Source organism: Pararhizobium sp. LjRoot235 (genome assembly GCF_964254145.1).
In the GTDB taxonomy this organism is placed as follows: domain Bacteria; phylum Pseudomonadota; class Alphaproteobacteria; order Rhizobiales; family Rhizobiaceae; genus Pararhizobium.
Window position 1 is genome coordinate 2,076,368 of sequence record NZ_CAXUSP020000001.1, and the last position, 21,890, is coordinate 2,098,257.

At 62.8% G+C, this 21,890-nt stretch carries 25 protein-coding genes and 1 pseudogene; 19 read left to right on the plus strand and 7 right to left on the minus strand.

Features of this window, described 5'->3' with window-relative positions; translation table 11 throughout:
* Window positions 1–237 precede the first annotated feature (237 nt).
* The 11 genes and pseudogenes from ACSQ2Z_RS09870 (at window position 238) to ACSQ2Z_RS09920 (ending at window position 8,543) form a co-directional block, all read left to right on the plus strand.
* Entirely contained in the window at window positions 238–831 is a 594-nt protein-coding gene (locus ACSQ2Z_RS09870; protein ID WP_436081035.1) for a Kazal-type serine protease inhibitor family protein, read from the plus strand.
* An 80-nt stretch (window positions 832–911) separates the two neighbouring features.
* Window positions 912–1,721, plus strand: coding sequence for an endonuclease/exonuclease/phosphatase family protein (locus ACSQ2Z_RS09875; RefSeq protein WP_436081036.1), 810 nt, complete (start codon window positions 912–914; stop codon window positions 1,719–1,721).
* Between the two features lie 51 nt (window positions 1,722–1,772).
* Window positions 1,773–2,216, plus strand: coding sequence for a DUF488 domain-containing protein (locus ACSQ2Z_RS09880; RefSeq protein ID WP_436081037.1), 444 nt, complete (start codon window positions 1,773–1,775; stop codon window positions 2,214–2,216).
* Between the two features lie 257 nt (window positions 2,217–2,473).
* The gene (locus tag ACSQ2Z_RS09885) at window positions 2,474–3,757 is read left to right on the plus strand and encodes an extensin-like domain-containing protein (protein ID WP_436081038.1); all 1,284 of its coding nucleotides are present in this window, start codon (window positions 2,474–2,476) and stop codon (window positions 3,755–3,757) included.
* Between the two features lie 163 nt (window positions 3,758–3,920).
* A pseudogene (locus ACSQ2Z_RS09890) lies at window positions 3,921–4,799 on the plus strand (MBL fold metallo-hydrolase); the annotation flags it as partial.
* A 4-nt stretch (window positions 4,800–4,803) separates the two neighbouring features.
* Window positions 4,804–5,139 (plus strand): ArsR/SmtB family transcription factor, encoded by a 336-nt coding sequence (locus ACSQ2Z_RS09895; RefSeq protein WP_018324580.1) that lies wholly within the window; start codon window positions 4,804–4,806, stop codon window positions 5,137–5,139.
* Complete coding sequence (locus ACSQ2Z_RS09900) at window positions 5,136–5,543, plus strand: YeeE/YedE family protein (RefSeq protein WP_436081039.1); 408 nt, start codon at window positions 5,136–5,138, stop codon at window positions 5,541–5,543. The genes ACSQ2Z_RS09895 and ACSQ2Z_RS09900 overlap by 4 nt, the downstream gene beginning before the upstream one ends.
* Window positions 5,540–5,974 carry a DUF6691 family protein gene (locus tag ACSQ2Z_RS09905; protein WP_436081040.1) on the plus strand — a complete coding sequence of 145 codons (435 nt, stop codon included), beginning with the start codon at window positions 5,540–5,542 and terminating at the stop codon, window positions 5,972–5,974. The genes ACSQ2Z_RS09900 and ACSQ2Z_RS09905 overlap by 4 nt, the downstream gene beginning before the upstream one ends.
* Window positions 5,971–6,744: a sulfite exporter TauE/SafE family protein gene (locus ACSQ2Z_RS09910; RefSeq protein WP_436081041.1), complete on the plus strand. Its 774-nt coding sequence runs from the start codon at window positions 5,971–5,973 to the stop codon at window positions 6,742–6,744. The genes ACSQ2Z_RS09905 and ACSQ2Z_RS09910 overlap by 4 nt, the downstream gene beginning before the upstream one ends.
* 114 nt (window positions 6,745–6,858) lie before the next feature.
* Entirely contained in the window at window positions 6,859–7,785 is a 927-nt protein-coding gene (locus ACSQ2Z_RS09915; protein WP_436081042.1) for an ABC transporter ATP-binding protein, read from the plus strand.
* Window positions 7,782–8,543 (plus strand): ABC transporter permease, encoded by a 762-nt coding sequence (locus tag ACSQ2Z_RS09920; protein WP_436081043.1) that lies wholly within the window; start codon window positions 7,782–7,784, stop codon window positions 8,541–8,543. Before ACSQ2Z_RS09915 ends, ACSQ2Z_RS09920 begins: the two co-directional genes overlap by 4 nt.
* Window positions 8,544–8,572: 29 nt before the next feature.
* Here ACSQ2Z_RS09920 and ACSQ2Z_RS09925 read toward each other — a convergent pair whose 3' ends face one another.
* Genes ACSQ2Z_RS09925 through ACSQ2Z_RS09940 form a run of 4 tightly spaced genes read right to left on the minus strand, consistent with a single transcriptional unit; the run spans window position 8,573 to window position 10,739 of the window.
* Window positions 8,573–8,974, minus strand: coding sequence for a hypothetical protein (locus tag ACSQ2Z_RS09925; protein ID WP_436081044.1), 402 nt, complete (start codon window positions 8,972–8,974; stop codon window positions 8,573–8,575).
* An 8-nt stretch (window positions 8,975–8,982) separates the two neighbouring features.
* The gene (locus ACSQ2Z_RS09930; protein WP_436081045.1) at window positions 8,983–9,684 is read right to left on the minus strand and encodes a retropepsin-like aspartic protease family protein; all 702 of its coding nucleotides are present in this window, start codon (window positions 9,682–9,684) and stop codon (window positions 8,983–8,985) included.
* Window positions 9,681–9,905, minus strand: coding sequence for a DUF1289 domain-containing protein (locus tag ACSQ2Z_RS09935; protein WP_436081046.1), 225 nt, complete (start codon window positions 9,903–9,905; stop codon window positions 9,681–9,683). The genes ACSQ2Z_RS09930 and ACSQ2Z_RS09935 overlap by 4 nt, the downstream gene beginning before the upstream one ends.
* 45 nt (window positions 9,906–9,950) lie before the next feature.
* A complete protein-coding gene (locus ACSQ2Z_RS09940; protein WP_436081047.1) occupies window positions 9,951–10,739 on the minus strand; it encodes an adenosylcobinamide-GDP ribazoletransferase in 789 nt (262 codons plus the stop codon).
* A gap of 263 nt (window positions 10,740–11,002) precedes the next feature.
* Here ACSQ2Z_RS09940 and cobT point away from each other — a divergent pair, with 263 nt between their 5' ends.
* From cobT to ACSQ2Z_RS09965, 5 genes are all read left to right on the plus strand, one after another.
* Window positions 11,003–12,019, plus strand: coding sequence for a nicotinate-nucleotide--dimethylbenzimidazole phosphoribosyltransferase (gene cobT, locus ACSQ2Z_RS09945; protein ID WP_436081048.1), 1,017 nt, complete (start codon window positions 11,003–11,005; stop codon window positions 12,017–12,019).
* 265 nt (window positions 12,020–12,284) lie between these two features.
* The gene (locus ACSQ2Z_RS09950; RefSeq protein WP_436081049.1) at window positions 12,285–12,695 is read left to right on the plus strand and encodes a diacylglycerol kinase; all 411 of its coding nucleotides are present in this window, start codon (window positions 12,285–12,287) and stop codon (window positions 12,693–12,695) included.
* Window positions 12,696–13,047: 352 nt separating this feature from the next.
* Window positions 13,048–14,073, plus strand: a complete 1,026-nt coding sequence (locus ACSQ2Z_RS09955; RefSeq protein ID WP_436081050.1) for an iron ABC transporter substrate-binding protein — start codon at window positions 13,048–13,050, stop codon at window positions 14,071–14,073.
* A gap of 222 nt (window positions 14,074–14,295) precedes the next feature.
* Window positions 14,296–15,789: an ABC transporter permease gene (locus ACSQ2Z_RS09960; protein ID WP_436083043.1), complete on the plus strand. Its 1,494-nt coding sequence runs from the start codon at window positions 14,296–14,298 to the stop codon at window positions 15,787–15,789.
* Window positions 15,786–16,844, plus strand: coding sequence for an ABC transporter ATP-binding protein (locus tag ACSQ2Z_RS09965; RefSeq protein WP_436081051.1), 1,059 nt, complete (start codon window positions 15,786–15,788; stop codon window positions 16,842–16,844). The genes ACSQ2Z_RS09960 and ACSQ2Z_RS09965 overlap by 4 nt, the downstream gene beginning before the upstream one ends.
* 21 nt (window positions 16,845–16,865) lie before the next feature.
* On the opposite strand, the gene ACSQ2Z_RS09970 is transcribed toward ACSQ2Z_RS09965, so the two are convergent.
* A complete protein-coding gene (locus ACSQ2Z_RS09970; RefSeq protein WP_436081052.1) occupies window positions 16,866–18,401 on the minus strand; it encodes a sensor histidine kinase in 1,536 nt (511 codons plus the stop codon).
* A 121-nt stretch (window positions 18,402–18,522) separates the two neighbouring features.
* Here ACSQ2Z_RS09970 and ACSQ2Z_RS09975 point away from each other — a divergent pair, with 121 nt between their 5' ends.
* The 3 genes from ACSQ2Z_RS09975 to ACSQ2Z_RS09985 all read left to right on the plus strand — a co-directional run bounded on the left by ACSQ2Z_RS09975 (window position 18,523) and on the right by ACSQ2Z_RS09985 (window position 20,315).
* Entirely contained in the window at window positions 18,523–19,104 is a 582-nt protein-coding gene (locus ACSQ2Z_RS09975; protein ID WP_436081053.1) for a thermonuclease family protein, read from the plus strand.
* A gap of 18 nt (window positions 19,105–19,122) precedes the next feature.
* A complete protein-coding gene (locus ACSQ2Z_RS09980) occupies window positions 19,123–19,761 on the plus strand; it encodes a uracil-DNA glycosylase family protein (RefSeq protein WP_436081054.1) in 639 nt (212 codons plus the stop codon).
* Window positions 19,762–19,826: 65 nt separating this feature from the next.
* Window positions 19,827–20,315 (plus strand): Lrp/AsnC family transcriptional regulator, encoded by a 489-nt coding sequence (locus tag ACSQ2Z_RS09985; RefSeq protein WP_436081055.1) that lies wholly within the window; start codon window positions 19,827–19,829, stop codon window positions 20,313–20,315.
* Between the two features lie 12 nt (window positions 20,316–20,327).
* On the opposite strand, the gene ACSQ2Z_RS09990 is transcribed toward ACSQ2Z_RS09985, so the two are convergent.
* A complete protein-coding gene (locus ACSQ2Z_RS09990) occupies window positions 20,328–21,020 on the minus strand; it encodes a DNA alkylation repair protein (protein WP_436081056.1) in 693 nt (230 codons plus the stop codon).
* Complete coding sequence (locus ACSQ2Z_RS09995; protein WP_436081057.1) at window positions 21,017–21,886, minus strand: NAD(P)-dependent oxidoreductase; 870 nt, start codon at window positions 21,884–21,886, stop codon at window positions 21,017–21,019. The genes ACSQ2Z_RS09990 and ACSQ2Z_RS09995 overlap by 4 nt, the downstream gene beginning before the upstream one ends.
* Between the last annotated feature and the right edge of the window lie 4 nt (window positions 21,887–21,890).

Below are 21,890 nucleotides of genomic sequence, written 5' to 3' on the forward strand. Positions count from 1 at the left end.
AAGACGGAAATGCCGACTGCCCGCGTTCGCAAGGACGCGGGCTCTTTCTTGCTCCCTGGCGATTGCACGATATGGAAAGGCGCAATCTGAGGTTTTTGGGCGATCGTCGCGCCATTCGCGACGCATGCCTTGACCATGCCGGATTTACAGCGAGAATGGCGCCGTGATTCAAGGTGTTACAGCGTCCCGCCGCGTCGGGCTCCGATGTGCGACGTTTAAAAAATGGGAGGACTGCCAGTGACGCCGTTTCGACGTGTTATGTCCCGGATCGGGGCGCTGGTGGCGCTGTCGCTCAGCCTGCTTTCGGCCTGCACCGTCGTCGTCGACGAACCCCGCCCGCGTCCGGAACCGTCCTTCGCGCAGATGTGCACGATGGAATATGACCCGGTTTGCGCCCGCCGCGGCGACAACCGCCGGACCTTCGGCAATGCCTGCCAGGCGCGGGCCGAGGGATACCGCATCATCGGCCGCGGCGAATGCCGGCCGGAGCGGCCCGATTTCGGCGATGATCGCCCGCAGTTCTGCACGCGCGAATACGATCCCGTTTGCGCCCGCCAGGGACGCCGCCAGCAGACGTTTGCCAACGGCTGCATGGCCGAAGCCGAAGGCTTCCGCGTGATCGGCCGCGGCGAATGCCGCCGCCCGGATTTTCAGCCCATCGACGATACCGGCATGCGGCCTAGCCGTGATCCCGATCGCCGGCCACGGGCCTGCACCCGCGAATTCGCGCCGGTCTGCGCCCGCCAGGGGCGTCAGCGGCAGACCTTTCCGAATGCCTGTATGGCTGAGGCAGAGGGGTTCCGGGTGATCGACAACGGTCCGTGCCAATAGGGCGGGCACACTCGTCTGACGATCGAGCCGCCCTATTCAGGGCGGTTCACAGTTGACGACGGAAAAGAGGAAGCGGCGGTATGTCTCTGCGCATCGTTTCATTGAACGCATGGGGTGGCCGGGTTTATGCACCGCTGATGCGTTATCTCGTCGATGTGGACGCGGATGTGATCTGCCTGCAGGAGGTGGTGCGTACGGCGGCTGCGACATCGGACTGGCTGGTCTACCGGGATCATGGCGTGGAACTGCCGCAACGGGCCAATCTGTTCGACGAGATCCGTACCGCACTTCCGTCCCATGATGCCTTCTTTTGTCCCACCGCGCGTGGCACGCTGTTTGATGGCGACGAGGAAGTTCCATCCGAATTCGGACTGGCAACGTTTGTGCGCCGTTCGCTGGCCGTCATCGGCCAGGCAAGCGATTTCGTCCATGGTGAATTTTCACCGGACGGCTGGGGACCGCATCCGCGGCCGCGCAACGCCCATTGTGTCCGGCTGTTCAGCTATAAGGACGGCTTTCCGGTGACGATCATCCAGATGCACGGTCTTCGCGATCTCAACGGCAAGGGCGATACGCCGACCCGCGACAAGCAGACGGAGGCGCTGATCGACATCATCCTGAACCTGTGGCGCGGCGATGAGCGGCTGGTGGTCTGCGGCGATTTCAACGTCCTGCCGGAGAGCCGGATGTTCGGTGCGCTCGCCGATCTGGGGCTGTCCGATCTTGTGACCGCGCGGGGGCATAACGATACGCGGACGTCCTACTACGAAAAGCCGGGACGCTTTGCCGACTATCTGCTGGTGACTCCGAAGGTGGAGGTCGTGGGCTTCGACGTGGTCGAGCAGCCCGAAGTCTCCGACCATCGCGCGCTGCTGCTGGAGATGCGATAGGATCGGTATTTGCATTGTTCCGTGAGCTGGGAAAAATGCGAGGAGGGGCAGATGCAGGTAGACGTTACCACGATCGGGTTCACCCAGAGCAGCGCGGCGGATTTCTTCGGCCGTCTCCGGCAGGCCGGCGTGAAGAGGGTGATGGACATCCGGCTTCACAACACGTCCCAGCTGGCCGGTTTCGCCAAGTCCGGCGATCTGCCGTATTTTCTTAAAGAACTGTGTGGCGCGGACTACGTCCATCAACCGCTGCTCGCGCCGACCGAAGACATTCTCACCGCCTTCAAGAAGGAGAAAGGCGACTGGAACACGATGCGCCATCGGTTCATGAGCCTGATGGCGGAGCGCCGGATCGAGAGCCGGCTTGAGCCTGCGATGTTTGCGGGGAGTTGCCTGCTCTGCTCCGAGCCCTTGCCGCACCAGTGCCACCGCCAGCTTGTCTGCGACTATCTCAACGGAAAATGGGGCGGGGCGCTCTCCGTCAGGCATTTGTGACGGACGTTCCTGCCGGCGTCGAGGCGGGCAGGGACCACATCCGGCAAGGAAAACGAAAGGCTTCGTTTACCCTGTTTGCATAAAATCTGCTTCATCACCGTCTTTGCGAACCGATGCCCGCCTTTCGACACAGGCGGACCTCAGGCTTCAAGCAGGGCCGGGCGGAGTAGGGATGGTGCGTTTTGGCGCAACGTCATCACGAGTGTAACAGCGTTGCGGCGTTCTTTCCGCTTCGACGCGCGGCGCAGAGGGCGGCAATGAGTATGGTTTCCCTTTTCCGGCGGCCCGCGCACGTCCTGGTGCTGTCGCTGTCGCTGACGGCCTGTTCGACGGACGATCTCAGCCCGCCGGCCCGGATTGATTCGTCGACGCGGGTCAGCGCCATCGAACCGGTACGCGAACGCCGGATGCGCGAAAACGCCTATCCCTCGGCGGAGACGCCGGTCAGCACATTCTCCGAAAATTCAGACGGTGCCGTTCCCGCTGATCCGCGGATGCAGACAAGCGGGCGGCTACCGATGATCGATGGCGAGCCACTGGACGGTGGGCAGCGGCCCTCCGCCATGGCGAACGTTCAGCCGATGATCGTGCCGCCCGAAGGCGTCAACATGGATGCGATGCTGGGTGTCGAGCCGGCGCCGGTCGTCGGCCTTGCCGAGGAGCAGAACCGCGATATCGGGGTGGGCAATGAGATCGCCGAGGGTAATGCCAGCCAGCCGGTGGTCGGCGGCATCGGCGGCGATACGGTGCAGCAGCTCGGCGGGCCGCAGGTCGCGATGGCCTCGACAGACGCGGATCCCGGCTATGATCCGGACCTGCCGCCGTTGAGCGCGGAGAAAATCGCAGCCGAGGAGGCACGCAAGGCACAGTTTCTCGAACAGCAGCAGCGGGTGATGCTGCGCCGGCAACAGGCGCAGGAAGAGCAGCAGGTGGCATTCCTGCCGCGCGCCGAAAACCCTTTGAGCGAACCTGATTTCATCGGCCGAATGCCGGCCTCCGAAGTCGCCTGCCGAAAGCGGCTGAAGAAGCTGCGCGTCGAGTTCACCGACATTCCGCGCATCTATGATGGCAAAGCCTGCGGCATCGAATATCCGATCGAACTGACCGGCCTTTCCGGCGGCATCGACGTCAAGCCCGCCGTCAAGCTCAATTGCGAGGTGACCGAAGCCTTTGCCCTGTGGGTGAAGAACGAGCTGGCGCCGTCGGCCCGCTACCGCTACCTCTCCGGCGTCAAGACGATCAAGCCGCTCGGCGGCTATTCCTGCCGGACGATGAATTCGCGGCGCGGCAACCCGATGTCGGAACATGCCCGCGGCAACGCCATCGACGTCGGCAAGTTCGTGCTGAAATCTGGCAAGGAGATCGACGTGCGCAAGCCGGGCTTCTTCGCCTTCCGCGAAAAGGGGCTGTTGAAGGCGGTACGCAACGACAGCTGCAAATATTTCAACACCGTGCTCGGCCCCGGCAGCGACCCGCAGCACAAGGATCACTTCCATTTCGACCTGAGGAACCGCAAGTCGGGCTACCGGCACTGCGATTGAGCACGGGCGGGCTGACGGGTGCGGGGCTCGTCGCTGCCGCAAGCAGGCGAGGGCGGTTTGCCGCCGTGTTCCGCCTTGCAAAATGATATTATATAATATATGTAATCGTTAATTGATAAACGCTCAGGAGCATCGCATGCCGTTGGATGCCATCGCGCCGATTGCTGCGCAAAAACCGGATGTGCGGGGATTCTACCATGCGCGGACCGGAAGCGTGCAATATGTGGTGTCCGATCCGCAGACGGGCGCCTGCGCAATCATCGATCCGGTCCTGGATTACGACGAGAAATCGGGGGCGACGGCCACCGTCGAGGCCGATGCCATTCTCGCCTACGTGGCGGAGCGGAAACTCTCGGCCACCTGGATCCTCGATACGCATCCCCATGCGGATCATTTTTCTGCCGCCGCCTATCTGAAAGAGAAAACCGGCGCGCAAACCGCGATCGGCGAGCGCGTCGTCGACGTGCAGCGGCTTTGGAGCGGGCTCTACAATCTGCCGGGCCTTGCCACGGACGGTTCGCAATGGGATCGGCTGTTTGCCGACGGCGATACGTTCAGGATCGGCTCGATCGAGGGAAGGGTGATGTTCTCGCCGGGGCATACGCTGGCCTCGGTCACCTATGTGATCGGAGATGCGGCCTTCGTGCACGACACGCTTTTCATGCCCGACAGCGGCACCGCGCGTGCCGATTTCCCCGGCGGGAGCGCCCGGCGGCTGTGGGAAACGATCCAGGCGATCCTGTCGCTGCCCGAGGAGACGCGCGTCTTTACCGGGCATGATTACCAGCCAGATGGCCGCCCCCCGCTGTGGGAAAGTACAGTCGGCGCCCAGAAGCGGAACAATCCGCATGTGGCCGGGCGCAGTGCCGAGGATTTCATCCGCCTGCGCAAGGCGCGCGATGCAACCTTGCCGATGCCGAAGCTCATCCTGCATGCGCTGCAGGTCAACATCCGCGGCGGCAGGCTACCCGAGCCGGAGGACAATGGCCGGCGTTATCTGAAAATTCCGCTTGATGCATTGAGCGGCGCCGCCTGGGAGTAAGCACATGAACACAGCATCGCCCACCCAGCCGCATCTGCGTGCCGATATGGCAGCGCGCGCCACGGACGCCGCCGAGTTTCTGCGCATCCTCGCCAATCCGAACCGGCTGATGATCGTCTGCACGCTGGTCGAAGGGGAGCGATCGGTGAGTGAGCTTGAGGGCCTGCTCGGCATTCACCAGCCGACGCTATCGCAGCAACTGGGTGTCCTTCGCGATGGCGGTTTCGTCGAAACGAGGCGGGATGCCAAGCAGATCTTTTACCGCCTGACCGAAGACAGGGCCGCGCGCCTCGTCACCGCCCTCTACGACATCTTCTGCGCCGATGGAGGCCGCATATGAGCGTATACCTGATCTCGCTTACGGGCGGCATGCTGATCGGCCTTTCGGCGGCGATCCTGATGTTGGCGAACGGCCGGGTCGCCGGAATAAGCGGTATTGCCGGGCGGCTTCTGCAGGGCCGGCAAACGGGTGTGGGTACTGCGTTCGTAGCCGGCCTCATGCTCGGCCCGATATGCTACCGGGCCATCGCCGGGGCATGGCCGGCGGTCACGATACAGGCCTCGACGCCGCTTCTGATCGTTGCCGGCCTGCTCGTCGGCTTCGGCACGCGGATGGGCTCCGGCTGCACCAGCGGCCACGGCGTCGTCGGGCTGGCGCGCCTGTCGCCGCGCTCGCTTGTCGCCGTCGCGACATTCCTGACAACGGCGGTGCTGACCGTATTTTTAATGGGAGCCGTTTCATGAGAACGCCTGCCGGCTCCCGCATGATCGCCGCCCTGGTTTCCGGGCTTGTTTTCGGTCTCGGCCTGTCTTTGTCCGGAATGCTCGATCCCGCCCGCGTGCGTGGTTTTCTCGATATCACCGGTGCCTGGGATCCGAGCCTTGCCTTCGTTCTCGGGGGCGCGGTCGCGGTCGCGGCTTTGGGCACGCTTGTGGCCAACCGCATGGCGGCCCCGATGCTTGACGACCGTTTCCACATGCCGCAGGGCCGACTGATCGACCGCCGCCTGGTCGCCGGCTCGGCCATCTTCGGCATCGGCTGGGGCATTGGCGGGCTTTGCCCCGGACCGGCACTGGCATCGCTCTCGCTCGGATTGCCGGCGACTGTCTGGTTCGTCGTGGCCATGCTGGCGGGCATGATCATTCACGACCGTTTCGTGGTGCCAAGGATATGAGCGCCACCCTTGTTGCTACGCTCGGATCGGGTGGCATCGTCGGCTTTACCCTCGGTCTCGTCGGTGGCGGGGGATCGATCCTCGCCGTGCCGCTGCTTCTCTACGTGGTCGGCGTCGCCAATCCACATGTGGCGATCGGGACGAGCGCCGTTGCCGTTTCGGTCAATGCCTTCGCGAATTTCACGGTTCATGCGTGGGCAGGGCATGTCTGGTGGCGCTGCGCCGCCGTTTTCGCGCTGTTCGGCACCATCGCGACGCTCGCTGCCTCGACGCTCGGCAAGGCTGTCGACGGGCGACTTCTTCTCTTTGCCTTCGGGTTGCTGATGATCGTCGTCGGCGGATTGATGCTGAAGCCGACGAAAACCACCGAAGCTGTCGTGCGTCCCGTCGACCTGCGGATGTGCCTGACGACGGCGCTGGTCGCCGCAGCAACGGGCGCCGCCTCCGGCTTTTTCGGGATCGGCGGTGGGTTTCTCATCGTGCCGGGCCTCATTCTCGCAACCGGAATGCCGATGATCCAGGCGGTCGGCTCGTCTCTTCTGGCCATTGGCACATTCGGGCTTGCGACAGCGCTGAACTATGCCGCCTCCGGCCTGATTGACTGGGTGGTGGCCGCTGAATTCGTCGCCGGCGGAATCCTGGGCGGCATTGGTGGAACCATGCTCGGGGCACGCCTAGCGCGGCGCAAGGCGGTCCTCAACCGGATATTCGCGGTGCTGATCCTGGCGGTCGCACTCTATGTCCTCGCCCGCAACGCCTTGGTCTTCTGATCCGCTCGGGCAAAAAAGGCATCTGCCTATTTTTGCGATGCCGGGGTGAACATTGCTGCGGAAAGGTCCATATAGAGCATCTCTTTCTGTACCTACCCCTCCGGAACACAATTCATGGCACCCATCGTTTCCGTTTCCAATCTGGTGAAAACCTATGCGTCCGGCTTCCAGGCGCTCAAAGACGTCAGCCTCGAGATCGAGGAAGGCGAAATCCTCGCGCTGCTTGGCCCGAACGGTGCCGGCAAGACGACGCTGATCTCCATCATCTGCGGCATCGTCAATCCGACGAGCGGCGAGGTCAGGGTCGGCGGTTTCGACGTCATCAGGGATTTTCGCGAGACGCGCTCGATCATCGGCCTGGTACCGCAGGAACTGACGACCGACCAGTTCGAGACCGTCTGGAACACGGTGTCCTTCTCGCGCGGCCTGCACGGCAAGAAGCCGGACCCGGGCCATATCGAGAAGGTGCTGAAGGACCTGTCGCTCTACGACAAGAAGGACAACATGCTGCGCGAGCTTTCGGGCGGCATGAAACGGCGGGTGCTAATCGCCAAGGCGCTTTCCCACGAGCCGCGCATCCTGTTTCTCGACGAGCCGACGGCGGGCGTCGACGTCAATCTGCGCAAGGACATGTGGCAGGTGGTCGAGAAGCTGCGCGCGACCGGCGTAACGATCATCCTGACGACGCACTACATCGAAGAGGCGGAGGAGATCGCCGATCGGGTCGGCGTCATCAATGGCGGCAAAATCCTATTGATCGAGCAAAAGAACGAGCTGATGAAGAAGCTCGGGCGCAAGGAACTGCGTGTCGATCTGCAGGAGCCGATCTCGACCATCCCCGAAACGCTGGCCGGCTACGAACTGACGATCGAGGACGGGGGGCATTCGCTGATCTACGATTACAACACGGCAAGCGAGCGCACCGGCATCACGACGCTTTTGACGGCGCTGGCCGAGGCCGGGGTCAGGCTCAAGGACATCTCGACACGACAGAGTTCGCTCGAGGATATTTTCGTCGAACTGGTGGGAGCACGCGCATGAACCTCGAAGCGGTCAAGTCGATCTATTTCTTCGAAATGGCGCGGACAAGGCGCACGCTGCTGCAGAGCGTCGTCTCGCCGGTCATCTCGACCTCGCTCTACTTCATCGTCTTCGGCGCCGCCGTCGGCTCGCGCATCCAGGAGATTGACGGCGTCTCCTACGGTGCCTTCATCACGCCGGGCCTGATCATGCTGACGCTGCTCACGCAGTGCATCGGCAACGGTTCCTTCGGCATCTACTTTCCGAAATTCACCGGCACGATCTACGAGATCCTGTCGTCGCCGGTATCGATGACCGAAATCGTGCTCGGCTATGTCGGGGCGGCGGCGACCAAGGGGGTGATGATCGGCACGATCATTCTCGGCACCGCGGCGCTGTTCGTGGACCTGCACATCGCCCATCCCCTGGTGATGATCCTGTTCTTCGTGCTGACGGCCATCACCTTCAGCCTGTTCGGCTTCATCATCGGCATCTGGGCCAAGGACTTCGAGCAGTTGAACCTGATCCCGATGCTGGTCATCCCTCCGCTCGTCTTCCTCGGCGGCAGCTTCTATTCGATCGACATGCTGCCGCCCTTCTGGCAGGCGGTCAGCCATTTCAACCCGGTACTTTACCTGATCAGCGGCTTCCGCTGGAGCTTCTTCGAGATCGCCGACGTCAGTCCGGTGGTGAGCTTTTCGATCATCATCGTCTTCCTGGCGGTGTTGATGGGGCTGTTGACGTGGATTTTTCGGACGGGGTATCGGTTGAGGAATTAGGACCGCCACCTGCGACCAGGCCTGCGGGCTCAGCTTCTGGTCGTCGGGTTTTCCTCGGACGGCTTCCTGTAAATTGCCTTGATCGAGCTGGTCGTGCCGTCCTTGGCTTTGACCAACATCAGCAGGTGCAGGTCTTCGCCGCTGAGCGCCAAGCCGATATCGAGGGGCTGATTTCCCTTCCGTTTGCTGCCCGATCCCGTGGCGAAACTGGAATGCCCTGGAAGTTCCGTTTGCAAAATCGCCGACCAGCCCGTGTTTGCTGTGAGCATCAGCACAGTCCCGTGTTGGACGACGGCGATGAGGCAGGACTTGCAGAAACCGGCGCTTGAATACACCTGCTGCCACCGTCCAGCGAACTGGTTTTCATCGGCATGCGCAGCGCTTGCCGACAGAATCGCCGCGGATAGAAACAGGAGAGTGTTCCACGGCATCACATCACCTAATCCCTCAACCGCAACTCATCCGTCTGCATCTGCAGGAAACCCAGCGTCGACAAGAAGCTCATGCCGAGCAGGCTCTGGTCGAGCATGCCTGCCTCGGCGACGCTGGCGCGGATGTTGTTGCGGACGATCGGGCCGATGGCGACTTCGGCGAGTGTCACCGGGGCGGCGTGGGCTGAGCCGTTGGCCGTCAGCACGGTCTGGGTATAAGTCAGGCCGGCGGGGTTGAGGCCGAGCTTTTCGGCATCTTCGAAAGACAGGGCGACCGTGCTAGCACCGGTGTCGACCAGCATCTGGACGCTTTCGCCATTGATCGTCACGGGTGTTTCGAAGTGGCCGTTCAGAACCTTGTGCAGCACGACTTCCTGGCGCCCCTCATTGTCGGTGAAGACCGTGGCGCGGCCGGGGATGAGACCGCCCGCCAGCCGGTTGCCGAAGGACTGGAGGTCGTTGCGGTAGAGATAGACTGCGACGAGAACCAGGATGATCAGCACCCAGATGGCGAACTGGCGCAGGCTCTGGCCGATATGGCGCCGGCTCCGAAGGATGCCGGTGCTGATCAAGGCCGCGATCGCGCCGAGCGAGACAAGACGGCCGAAGTCGTCGTTCATGATGCCGAAGGTGCGGCCGCTGTCATGGTTCAGGATGAGAAAGACAAGCCCGACCGCCAGGATGCCGAGAAGGAAGGTCAGCCTGTTCATTCCTGGTTGACCCTTTCGCGGGCCATGCGGGCCCGGCGTGTTTCGCGGCGTGGCTTGCGCTCCACCGTTTCGAGCCGGGCGGGCAGGAGGTCCATGATGTTGCGGCGCTCTTCGGACGTATAGAGCGTCCAGGCGCCGATCTCGTCGCGCGTGCGGCCACAGCCGAAGCAATAGCCGGTTTTCATGTCGATCGAGCAGACGAGGATGCAGGGCGATTCCATAAAGGCGTAACGTCCATCAAGAGCGGTTCGAAATATATCGGCGTTTCAAATCGCCAGCGCAAGGGCAGCGAGAACCGCGATTTCGCTTAGTTGTTGAGCAGCGCCGATTGTATCGCCCGTATGGCCGCCGATCTTGCCGGCGACGATCCGGGTGAAGGCGGGAACGGTGGCGGCAAAGGCTGCGATCGCCAGCAGGGCGGCGAGAAGCGATGCGCCCGAAACCAGCAGAAGAAGAGCTGCCGAAACGACGCCGAGCACCAGCGCAAATGTAACGGCCGGCGCATCTGGTTCGCCGGCCGACGCGGCGACGCCATCCTTGCGGGCGGGCGGCAGTTTCGACCAGTGCCAGACCATCGCCGTGCGGCTGAGTGCTGCTGTCGCAAGGAAGAGCAGGCCGGCGCTGCTTGGCGAGACAAGCGGGATCACTGCGGCAAGCGCCGAAACGCGCAGGCCGAAGGAGAGGATCAGCGCGACGGCCCCATAGGAGCCGATGCGGCTGTCCTTCATGATGACCAGTGCGCTTTCCTTGGTCCTGCCGCCACCCAGGCCGTCGGCCGTGTCGCTGAGGCCGTCCTCATGCAGGGCGCCGGTGATCAGCGTCTGGATCGTGACAGCGACGACGGCGCTGAAGAGGGGCGCCGCCTGGATGGCGCTGAAGATGGAGACGATGGCTGCCGCCGGCAGCACGATCAGCAACCCCGCCACCGGAAAGGCGCGTACGGCCCGGCTCAATCGTCCGTCGAAATTGACGAAATGGCGCTGCGGCATGTGGATGCGGCTGAGGAACGCGACCGAGCGCGCCACGTCGTCGATGAAATCGCGGAATTCGAACATTGATGCTCCCCCACGTTTTCCGGCGTTCAAGCGAACGTGGTCAACGCTTCCCTATTTGATTTCAGGGCATCTTATCCGCTTGCAAGTGCTCCCACTTGAAGCGGGGATGCTTCCCCCCGCGAATCGGTGTTTTCCGGCTGATCATGCGACGGCGACACCAACAGGCGCAAATGCCGTTGCCGGATTTGTGATCGCACTCTATGAGGAAGCACCTTGGCGGGCGAAACATCCGCCGGCGACGAGACGACAAGAGGATACCGATCATGAGTGCCAGCGGCCTGCCGTTCGACGATTTCCGTGAGTTGCTGCGCAACCTGCCAGGCCCCGACAGCGCGGCGCTGGTGGCGGCGCGCGAGCGCGACGCGCAGCTGACCAAGCCGCCGGGTGCGCTCGGCCGCCTGGAGGAGATCGCCTTCTGGCTTGCCGCCTGGACGGGCAGGGCACCTGCCGTCAACCGGCCGCTGGTCGCGGTTTTTGCCGGCAACCACGGCGTGACGAAGCAGGGCGTGACGCCGTTTCCGCCCTCGGTGACGGCGCAGATGGTCGAGAATTTCGCGGCCGGTGGTGCTGCCATCAACCAGATCTGCGTCAGCCACGATCTCGGGCTGAAGGTGTTCGACCTGGCGTTGGAGTACCCGACCGCCGATATCACCGAAGAGGCGGCGCTTTCGGAGCGCGACTGCGCCGCCACGATGGCTTTCGGCATGGAGGCGGTTGCCGGCGGTACCGACCTTCTGTGCATCGGCGAAATGGGCATCGGCAACACGACGATTGCCGCCGCGATCAATCTGGCGCTCTATGGTGGCACAGCCGAGGATTGGGTTGGCCCCGGCACCGGTTCGGAGGGCGAGGTGCTGGCCCGCAAGATCGCTGCCGTCGAAAAGGCGGTTGCGTTGCATGCCGACCATCTGTCCGATCCGCTGGAAGTGCTGCGGCGCCTTGGCGGGCGCGAGATCGCCGCCATGGCCGGGGCGATCCTGGCCGCGCGCATGCAGAAGATCCCCGTCATCATCGACGGCTACGTGGCAACGACGGCTGGTGCCATCCTGCGTGCCGCCAACCCGGCAGCGCTCGATCATTGCCTGATCGGCCACGTCTCGGCCGAGCCCGGCCATATGAAGGCGATCGAGATGCTCGGCAAGACGCCGCTTCTGGCGCTCGGCATGCGGCTCGGCGAGGGCACGGGTGCTGCCCTTGCAGCGGGCATCGTCAAGGCCGCCGCCGCCTGTCATTCGGGCATGGCGACCTTTGCCCAGGCCGGCGTCAGCAACAAGAGCTGACGGGCGCCCGAGATATTGCCCCCCGGTTGCGGATGCGGCCGGGGCCACACCGGGATTCCTCCCGGTCCGGCATGAAGGCCCGGCAATCCCGTTAATTGCGGCGTCTGCCGCCATCGTCCGGCCATGATGGGGCTTGATACCGCATGCCTTCTCACTTATGCGGAAGCGGCGATCTGATCACAACCCGCAGCCGTTCGACAACATTCAGGCCGGTGTCAGAATTGCATGCTCGATGCATTCGCTCCACGCGGCGCTAGGAGCGAACATGTATCTGGACAAGGACTTTCGTGGCATGGGCAAGCCGGTAAAGAAGCAGACGGGCATCGCGCATTTCTTCGCCGCTGCAAGCTACTCGCTGGGGGGCGCCAAGCGCCTGCTGGGCGAATCCGCGTTTCGCCACGAACTCATCGCGTTTGCGGTTGCCATGGTCGCCTTCATCGTCAGCGGCGCGACGTTATTCCAATATGTGGCGATGCTGGTGCTGTTCCTGCTGATGATCGCCTTTGAAGCGCTGAACACAGCGATCGAGGAGATCGTCGATCGCGTCTCTCCGGAAATCTCCGAGATGGGCAAGAATGCCAAGGATCTCGGATCGCTGGCCTGCCTCTGCCTGATTCTCGCCAATGCCGGTTATGCGGGCTATGTGGTTTTCCTTTCGAAAATTTTCGCCTTCTGACGCGCGAAGGCTTTATACCAAGGATGATGCTTTCGCATCGTGCAAGAGCCTCGACGCCGCCGGAAGCGAAGAGAAGCCGACCGAAGGTGGCTCATGCTGGCCTTTCGGCGTTGTTGCCTCCCTCGACCGATGCGAAAGCATCGCTCTTCGAAACGCGCCTAGCCGAAAGGCCAGCATGAGCCATCCTATGGGTTCCTATCATCGATCCTTGGTATTATTGCCCTGTGAGCGGTCAAAATAATTTGAGCGGCGGTACGGCATGCCGGCGCCGATCAAAGTTGACACAAGAAATCATAATTATATACCGGAGCCGCCGGGCAGATGGTCCGGCCAAAAATTTCGAGAGGCTTCCATGAAAATTTCGATCCCGGGTTCCGCAAGTGCGCTTGCGCTGGCAACTGCGCTGTTTGGCGTGTCGATGCTTGGCGCGACTGCCGCCAAGGCCGACGACGTCGGTATTGTCGTCTACAACGCCCAGCATGAGAGCCTCGGCGTCGCCTGGGCCGAGGCCTTCACCAAGGAGACCGGCATTCCGGTGACGCTGCGCAAGGGTGGAGACATGGAGTTTGCCAACCAGATCGTCCAGGAAGGCGCCGCATCGCCGGCCGATGTGTTCCTGACCGAAAATTCACCGGCCATGTCGCTTGTCGATGGGGCGGGGCTGTTCGAGCCGGTCGCCGCAGACACACTGGCGCAGGTACCGGAGAACTTCCGGCCGTCCAACGGTCACTGGACCGGCGTTGCTGCCCGCTCGACCGTGTTTGCCTATGACAAGACCAAGCTGAGTGAAGACAAGCTGCCGAAATCGATGCTCGATCTGGCCGATCCGAGCTGGAAGGGCCGCTGGGCCGCGTCGCCTTCCGGCGCCGACTTCCAGGCGATCATCAGCGCATTCCTGGCGCTCAAGGGCGAAGAGGTGACGGCTTCGTGGCTGAAGTCGATGAAGGAGAACTTCACGGCCTATAAGGGCAACTCGACGGCGATGAAGGCGGTCAATGCCGGCGAAGTCGAGGGCGCGGTGATCTATCATTATTACTACTTCGGTGACCAGGCGAAGACCGGCGAGAACAGCAAGAACGTCGCGCTGCATTTCTTCAAGAACGAAGATCCGGGCGCTTTCGTCAGCATTTCCGGCGGCGGCGTGCTTGCTGCCAGCCAGCACAAGGAGAATGCCCAGAAGTTCCTCGCCTGGGTAACGGGAAAGGGCGGGCAGGCAATCCTGCGCGACGGCAATTCCTTTGAATACGCTGTCGGCAATGGCGAAGCGTCGAACGCAGCGTTGCCGGCTCTCTCCGATCTGCAGTATCCCAAGGTCGATCCGGCGACGCTCAACAGCGCAAAAGTCACGGACCTGATGACGGCGGCCGGTCTGCTGTGATAGGCAGGGCCTAAACCTGAACGGAACGCTCCGGTTAGGTGTGTGATCGGAACTACCGGTGATGTTCGCAGCGGTTCGGGACGGGCGGCTGCGAATATTCTTTTTGGTTTGAAGGCAGAGATATTGAGTGCCACTGCGTTTCACGTCGAATCCACCTCCGCCCTGCGGCGGCTGGTTGTTGCCGCCAGAGGTCGTGCACGGGTTGCCTATCTCTGGGTCACGATGCTTGCGGCCCTGGTTTCGCTCGTCAGCCTCGTGCCGCTCGGCTTCATCGCCTGGATCACCATCCAGACCGGCTGGGAGACCGCGTCAAAGCTGATCTTTCGCGCTCGCGTCGGCGAGTTGCTGATCAACACGGCGCTGCTTGAACTCTGCACCATTCCGCTGGCGATCGTGCTTTCGGTCGTGCTCGCCTGGCTGACGGAACGAACCGATCTGCCCGGCGCGCGCCTCTGGGCGTGGCTTGGCGTGGCGCCGCTCGCGGTCCCGGCCTTCGTGCACAGCTATGCCTGGATCAGCCTGTTTCCCGGCCTGCACGGCTTGTCGGGCGGCGTGCTGGTCTCCGTGCTTGCCTATTTCCCGTTTCTCTATCTTCCGGTTGCCGCGCAACTCAGGCGTCTTGACCCGGCGATCGAGGATGCGGCGGCTTCGCTCGGGCTCAATCCATGGCAGGTCTTCTTTCGTGCGATCCTGCCGCAGTTGCGACTGGCGATCTGTGGCGGCTCGCTGCTGGTGGGCCTGCATCTTCTGGCTGAATACGGTCTCTACGTGATGATCCGCTTCGACACATTTTCGACCGCCATCGTCGACCAGTTCCAGTCAGCCTTCAACGGCCCGGCGGCGAACATGCTGGCCGGTGTTCTCGTCTTCTGCTGCCTGCTGCTTCTCGGTCTCGAGGTGATCCTGCGTGGCGGCGAGCGTTATGCCCGTGTCGGTTCAGGTGCTGCACGGCCGGCGGACACGCGGCGGCTCGGTTGGCTGGCCGTTCCCGCACTTGCCCTCAACGTTGCGATGGTGGCGCTGGCGATCGGCGTGCCTTTCGTCACCCTGACGCGCTGGCTTTATATCGGCGGCGCCGAGATCTGGCGGATCGACCTCATCGGTGGCGCTTTCGGGCAGACGATGGTGCTGGCCGTCGCCGGTGGCGTCATGGCGACGATCACTGCTGCGCCGATGGCCTGGTTGTCGGTGCGTGCGCCCGGCCGGCTGCAACGGATTTTCGAAGCCTGTCATTATTATGTCGGATCGCTTCCCGGCGTCGTCGTGGCGCTGGCGCTGGTGACGATCACGGTGCGGCTGATCCTGCCGCTCTACCAGACATTCGCGACGCTGTTCCTTGCCTATGTGCTGCTGTTCCTGCCGCGCGCCATGGTCGGCCTGCGCACCAGCATCGCCCAGGCGCCGGTGGAGCTCGAGCGCGCAGCGATGGCGCTTGGACGGACGCCGTTGCAGGCGGTTCGCCAGACGACGATGCGGCTGGCGGCACCCGGCGTTGCGGCGAGTACCGCGCTGGTGGCGCTCGGTATCACCAACGAACTGACCGCGACGCTGATGCTGTCGCCGACCGGCGTCGAGACATTGGCGACCAAATTCTGGTCGCTCACCAGCGAGATCGACTATGTCGCGGCGGCGCCCTATGCGGTGATGATGGTGTTTCTATCGCTGCCGCTGACCTTCCTCCTCTACATCCAATCCAGACGAGCAGCCGGACAATGACGTTTCTGACTATTGACGCCATCAGGAAATCCTACGGCCCGACGGTGGCGCTGGATGCGATCGACATGACGATCGAGGCGGGCGGCCGCACGGCAATCGTCGGACCCTCAGGCTCCGGCAAGACGACGCTTCTGCGCATCATCGCCGGTTTCGAGACGCCCGATAGCGGCGCGCTGGTGCTGGACGGAAGAGCGCTGGCGGGCAATGGCTCGCTCGTACCGGCGCATAAACGCGGCATCGGCATCGTTTCGCAGGACGGGGCGCTCTTTCCGCATCTGACGGTGGCCGACAATATCGGTTTCGGGTTGCCCAAGAAGGCTGCGGATCGCGACCAGCGGATCGCCGAGCTGATGGAGATGGTCGAGCTCGACGGCATCATGGCGGCCCGGCGGCCGCACCAGCTTTCCGGCGGCCAGCAGCAGCGCGTCGCGCTGGCACGGGCGCTGGCGTTGAAACCGCGGCTGATGCTGCTGGACGAGCCCTTCTCGGCACTCGATACGGGCTTGCGCGACACGATGCGGCGGACGGTGGCGCGGGTGCTGCGAGCAGCGGGGGCGACGGCGATCCTGGTGACGCATGACCAGGCGGAAGCGCTTTCCTTTGCCGATCAGGTGGCCGTGCTGCGGCAGGGACGGCTTGTCCAGTTCGGGCCGCCGCGGGCGCTTTACGGAAAGCCGCGCGACCGCGAAACGGCGATCTTCCTCGGCGAGGCCATTCTGCTCGACGCCGATATCGCCGCCGGCCGCGCTGAGTGCGTTCTCGGTTCACTCGCCGTGGGGCCGGGATCGAAAACCGGGCAGGCGACGATCATGCTGCGCCCCGAACAGATCCGGCTTACGACGGCTGTTGCCAGGAGCGAGCCGGATGGCCCTGTCGGGCGCATCGACGATGTGGAGTTCGGCGGCGGCGACTGCATGGTGCTGGTCCGGATTGATCGCACCGACCGCGCCATGCCGGATTTCCTGTCGATCAAATGTGTCGGTTTCGAAATTCCCGAGCCGGGCGATCTGGTGCAGATCAGCGTCCACGGCCCGGCGCATGTGCTGGCCGATTGACGGGTTAAAGGCTTGGCGAACTCAGGCGAAGCTTTTCCGGCGCCGCTCGATCGCCGGCGCGTCCTCGACGGCTGGGATACTCTGCAGCACCCGTTTTGACGGCAGGATGGCGATGGCTTCCGTGCCTTCGCGCAGCTTGGAGCGCAGGATGAACTGGCCATTGTGCTTGGCAAGGATCGCCTGAACGATCGGCAGACCGAGGCCGGTTCCCTGTTCGGCGCTCTTGATGGCGATCGAGCCCTGGCCGAAAGCCGAGAGCACGACGGGGATTTCGTCCTCGGGAATGCCGGGGCCATTGTCCTTGATGGAGAGGTACTGGCCGCCGCCGGCCGTCCAGCCGGCCTTTACCGAAATTTCGCCGCCGGACGGCGTGAACTTGACGGCGTTCGACAAGAGATTGAGCGTCACCTGACGCATCGACTTCTCATCGACCCAGACCGCCGGCATATCGTGTTCGAACTGCTCGGTGATGGTGATGTTCTTGGTGCGGGCGCGAAGCTGCACCATGCCGATGCAATCCTCGGTGATCTCGACCAGATGGACGGCCTCTTCGTTGAGGTCGTATTTGCCGGCCTCGATGCGAGACAGGTCGAGGATCTCGTTGATCAGGTCGAGCAGATGCTGGCCGGAGCGATGGATGTCGCCGGTATATTCCTTGTAGATCGGATTGTTGAGCGGCCCGAGTACCTCCGTCGACATGACCTCGGAAAAGCCGAGGATAGCGTTGAGCGGGGTGCGCAGCTCGTGCGACATCGAGGCGAGGAAGCGGGATTTGGCGAGGTTTGCCTCCTCGGCGCGGCGCCGCGCTTCGTCCGACATCGACTTGGCGACTTCGAGCTCGGCGATCAGGTCATCCTTTTCGGATTGCATCGATAGAATATGGATATTCGAACGGTGCATGCGGTTCGTCATGAAGACGAGGAAGATCAGCGACGTCGAAACGACCGCGGTCAAGGCCAGGTAGCCGGGGCTGCCGGTCTTGAGCGTCAGGCCGGCAAGCACCAGCATGACCGGAATGAAGGTGAAGAGCAGGGCATTGCGCAGCAGGAAGGTGCCCATCGCCGTTGCGGCAAGCGCCATCAACAGCACGGCGCCCTTGTAGAAACCGAAATTGGCCTCGCCGCAGCGATCGCAATCCTGGAGCATGAAAGCTGCCCAGCAGAGGCCGAGGACGATCTGCACGATCAGGCAGCGGCGGCGCCAGTAGGATACTTTTTCTGCGGTGATCTCATGGGTCTTGGCGCGGCGTGCCACCAGAATGCCGATGGCATGGACGCAGAGCGTCATCAGGCCCCAGGCAACGATGTCGAGGGTCTGAGACAGGTAGACGCCGACGCCGGTGACCAGAAACAGGAAGAGCGGCATGGCGATGGCGCCCTGCAGCATCGCATCGATATGGAGCCCGAGCATCTCCCTGGCAAAACCTGACGCATTCGACGGGCCGGCCTGCAGCCGTTCGCGGGTCGCGCGCACGGCTTTCGACACAGCCTTGTTGCGATGGCTGCGCGACTTGTCGACAATGATCTTGTCGGTCGAGGTGCTGACGCCCTTACTCATGATCTCAAACGCGTTAACGGAATCCGTTGAACCATAAGGGGAAATCCTTAAGAAGTTGCTGCGATTTCTTGTTTTTAGAGCTGCCTTCCGTAAGGTGAGTTTATCGTTTGCGGCAGTAGGGATGACCATGAAACGTCTGGTGAGCGTCATCCGCGATCTTTTCCTGACGGTTTTGATTCTGCTCTTTCTCGGGCTTGTCGTGACGCGCCTCGACGCTGGCCGTCAGGAACTGAGCTCGGGCCACGTGAAAGTTGTCGATGGCGACACGCTGGTTCTTGACGGCAAGCGTATCCGGCTCGTCGGTATCGATGCGCCGGAGCTCCGGCAGGTCTGTCAGCGCGACAATCAGCCATGGCCGTGCGGCAAAGGGGCCAGGGACCACCTGGACGCTCTGATCGGCGATGCGAAGACCACATGCGACGCGGGTGGCAGCGACCGCTATGGCCGGCTTCTGGCCGTGTGCTCGTCGGGCGGCCGCGATCTCAATGCGGCGATGGTCGGTGCGGGTTATGCCGTTGCCTTCGGAGACTACGAGGCCGAGCAGGCCGCCGCGAGGGCGAAGCGGCTCGGCATCTGGGCGGGTACGTTCGATGCGCCGCGCACATGGCGCCGGACCCGTGGCGGAATGGAGGAGGGACCCCATATACCGGATGGCTGGCTTGACGCGGTGATGTCGCGGCTTGGCGCATGGTTGAAGACGTAGCTTTCAAGGCTTGAGGGAATGACGGACAAGGCAAGGGATGATCTGGCGGATTTATGCGCGGCGATTGCCGCCTGCCGGATCTGTCGAGACACGCCGGCGCGCGGCCCCGACCATCGGTTGCCGCACGAGCCGCGGCCGGTCGCGGTCATCTCGCCGACGGCGCGCATCCTGATCTGCGGCCAGGCGCCGGGCCTGCGCGTCCACGAGAGCGGGCTGCCGTTCAATGATGCTTCCGGAGACCGGCTACGGCTGTGGCTCAATGTGACGCGCGAAGAGTTCTATGATCCGGGCCTGTTTGCCATTGTGCCGATGGGCTTCTGTTTTCCTGGTTATGACGAAAAGGGCAGCGATCTGCCGCCGCGCGGGGAATGCGCGCCGCGGTGGCGGCAAAAGGTCGTGGATGCCATGCCGCAGATCGAGCTTGTGCTCGCTATCGGCCAATATGCGCAAGGCTGGCACCTTAGCGAGCGGCGCGCTGCAACGATGACTGAGACGGTGCGCAACTGGCGGACATATCTGGGCTCCAACACCGGTCAGGCGGTGCTCGCCTTGCCGCATCCGAGCTGGCGCAACACCGGTTGGCTGAAGAGGAATCCGTGGTTCGAGGCCGAAGTGCTGCCGGTCTTGCGCGAGCGGGTCAAAAAATTGATATCCTGAAACAATTTTCTTCCATTTGGCTGTTTTCACGCTATAGAGAGAAAAATATTCGAAGGAGCTGTTCCATGGATCGTCTTGACCGCAAAATCCTGCGTCTCTTGCAGGAAGATTCCACACTCGCAGTCGCCGATCTCGCCAAGAAGGTCGGTCTGTCCACCACGCCATGCTGGCGCCGGATCCAGAAGATGGAAGAGGACGGCGTGATCCGCGGCCGCGTGGCGCTGCTTGATCCGGTCAAGGTCAACACCAAGGTTACGGTGTTCGTCTCGATCCGCACCAATACCCACTCCATCGAATGGCTGCGGCGCTTTTCCGAAGTGGTCGGCGAATTTCCGGAAGTGGTGGAGTTCTACCGCATGAGTGGCGACGTCGACTACCTGCTGCGCGTCGTCGTGCCCGATATCGCGGCTTATGATGCCTTCTACAAGCGTCTGATCGCCAAGATCGAAATCCGCGACGTTTCGTCCGCCTTCGCGATGGAGCAGATCAAGTACACGACGCAACTGCCGCTCGACTACATGCAGATCGAACAGGCGAAATCGGGCGAGGAGTGAGGCCGGGGGCGGCTACGGGTTCAGACGATCAAGCACTGTGGCGCTCGCCAGTTCGCGGACGGCATCCTTGCCGATCCATCGAGCGCTGCGATCCTGGCGTGCGGCGAGCGTCTCAGCCAGCAACAGGGCAGGGCCATGGCAGCAGGCGCTGCGCTTGCCGATCTGGCGTAGCGCCCAGTTTACGGCTTTTTTAACGAAATTGCGCTCGTCGCCGGCATGGGCTTCGATCAGGGCAAGCCAGGCGAGGATGGTGTCATCCGGCTCGTCCTTCAGATGAACGGCGCTGACGGCGATCATCGCAAAAGCAGACCGCCGGACGAATTCGCGTTCATCGGCGGCAAACTCCGGGATGAGGATACCTTCCAGCCGGGCATCGATAAAGAGATCGGCGACGCCGTCAACGATTTCCCAGGAATTGAAATCCCCGGCCCAAACTCTGGCCGCCTCCAGTGTCAGCGCCTTCGGTTCGGCCGTGAAAGACGCAAGCAGCCGCGCCTCGCGGATGCCGCTGGTCCACAGGTCGAGTGCGCGGCTATGATCACGCTTGATCGCCCGCGCGATCCGCCGCAGCTCGGCATTGGAAATGCCGAGCGCCGTCTTGGTTTCGATGCCGAAACGCGCCATTCCCGCACGGTTTTCCTCCCTCCGCAGCGATTTCAGATGGGCAATGACCGCATCTGCCGGAGAGGAAGGCGACAGGTTCATTTTTCCAGCCGCGCCAGCAGCGAGGAGGTGTCCCAGCGGTTGCCGCCGAGCGCCTGTACGTCGGCGTAGAACTGATCGACGAGGGCGGTGACCGGCAGTTTGGCGCCGTTGCGGCGGGCCTCGGCGAGCAGGATGTCGAGGTCCTTGCGCATCCAGTCGACGGCGAAGCCGAAATCATATTTGCCCGCGTTCATCGTCTTGTGGCGATTCTCCATCTGCCAGGAGCCGGCGGCACCCTTGGAAATGACGTCGATGACTTTCTCGATATCAAGCCCGGCCTCTTTGCCGAAATGGATGCCTTCGGCAAGCCCCTGGACGAGGCCGGCGATGCAGATCTGATTGACCATCTTGGTCAACTGGCCGCTGCCAGCCTGTCCCATCAGGCCGACCATGCGGGCATAGGCGTCGATGACGGGTCTGGCGCGCTCGAAGACATCCGGCTCGCCACCGCACATCACCGTCAGCACGCCGTTTTCAGCGCCAGCCTGGCCGCCAGACACCGGGGCGTCGATGAAGTGGAAGCCGCCAATCGTCGCGGCGGCGTCGAGTTCTCGGGCGACTTCGGCCGATGCCGTCGTGTTGTCGATGAAGACTGCACCCTTCCTCATGGTTTCGAACGCGCCATCCTTTCCGATCGCGACGGAGCGAAGGTCGTCGTCATTGCCGACGCAGGAGAAAACGAAATCCTGTCCGTCCGCCGCTTCGGCAGGTGTCGCGGCCGCACGTCCGCCGAATTCTCCCACCCATTTCTCAGCCTTGGTGGCGGTGCGGTTGTAGACGGTCAAGTCATGCCCGCCACGCGTCTTGAGGTGCCCGGCCATGGGATAGCCCATGACGCCGAGACCGATGAAAGCGACCTTTGCCATTCCA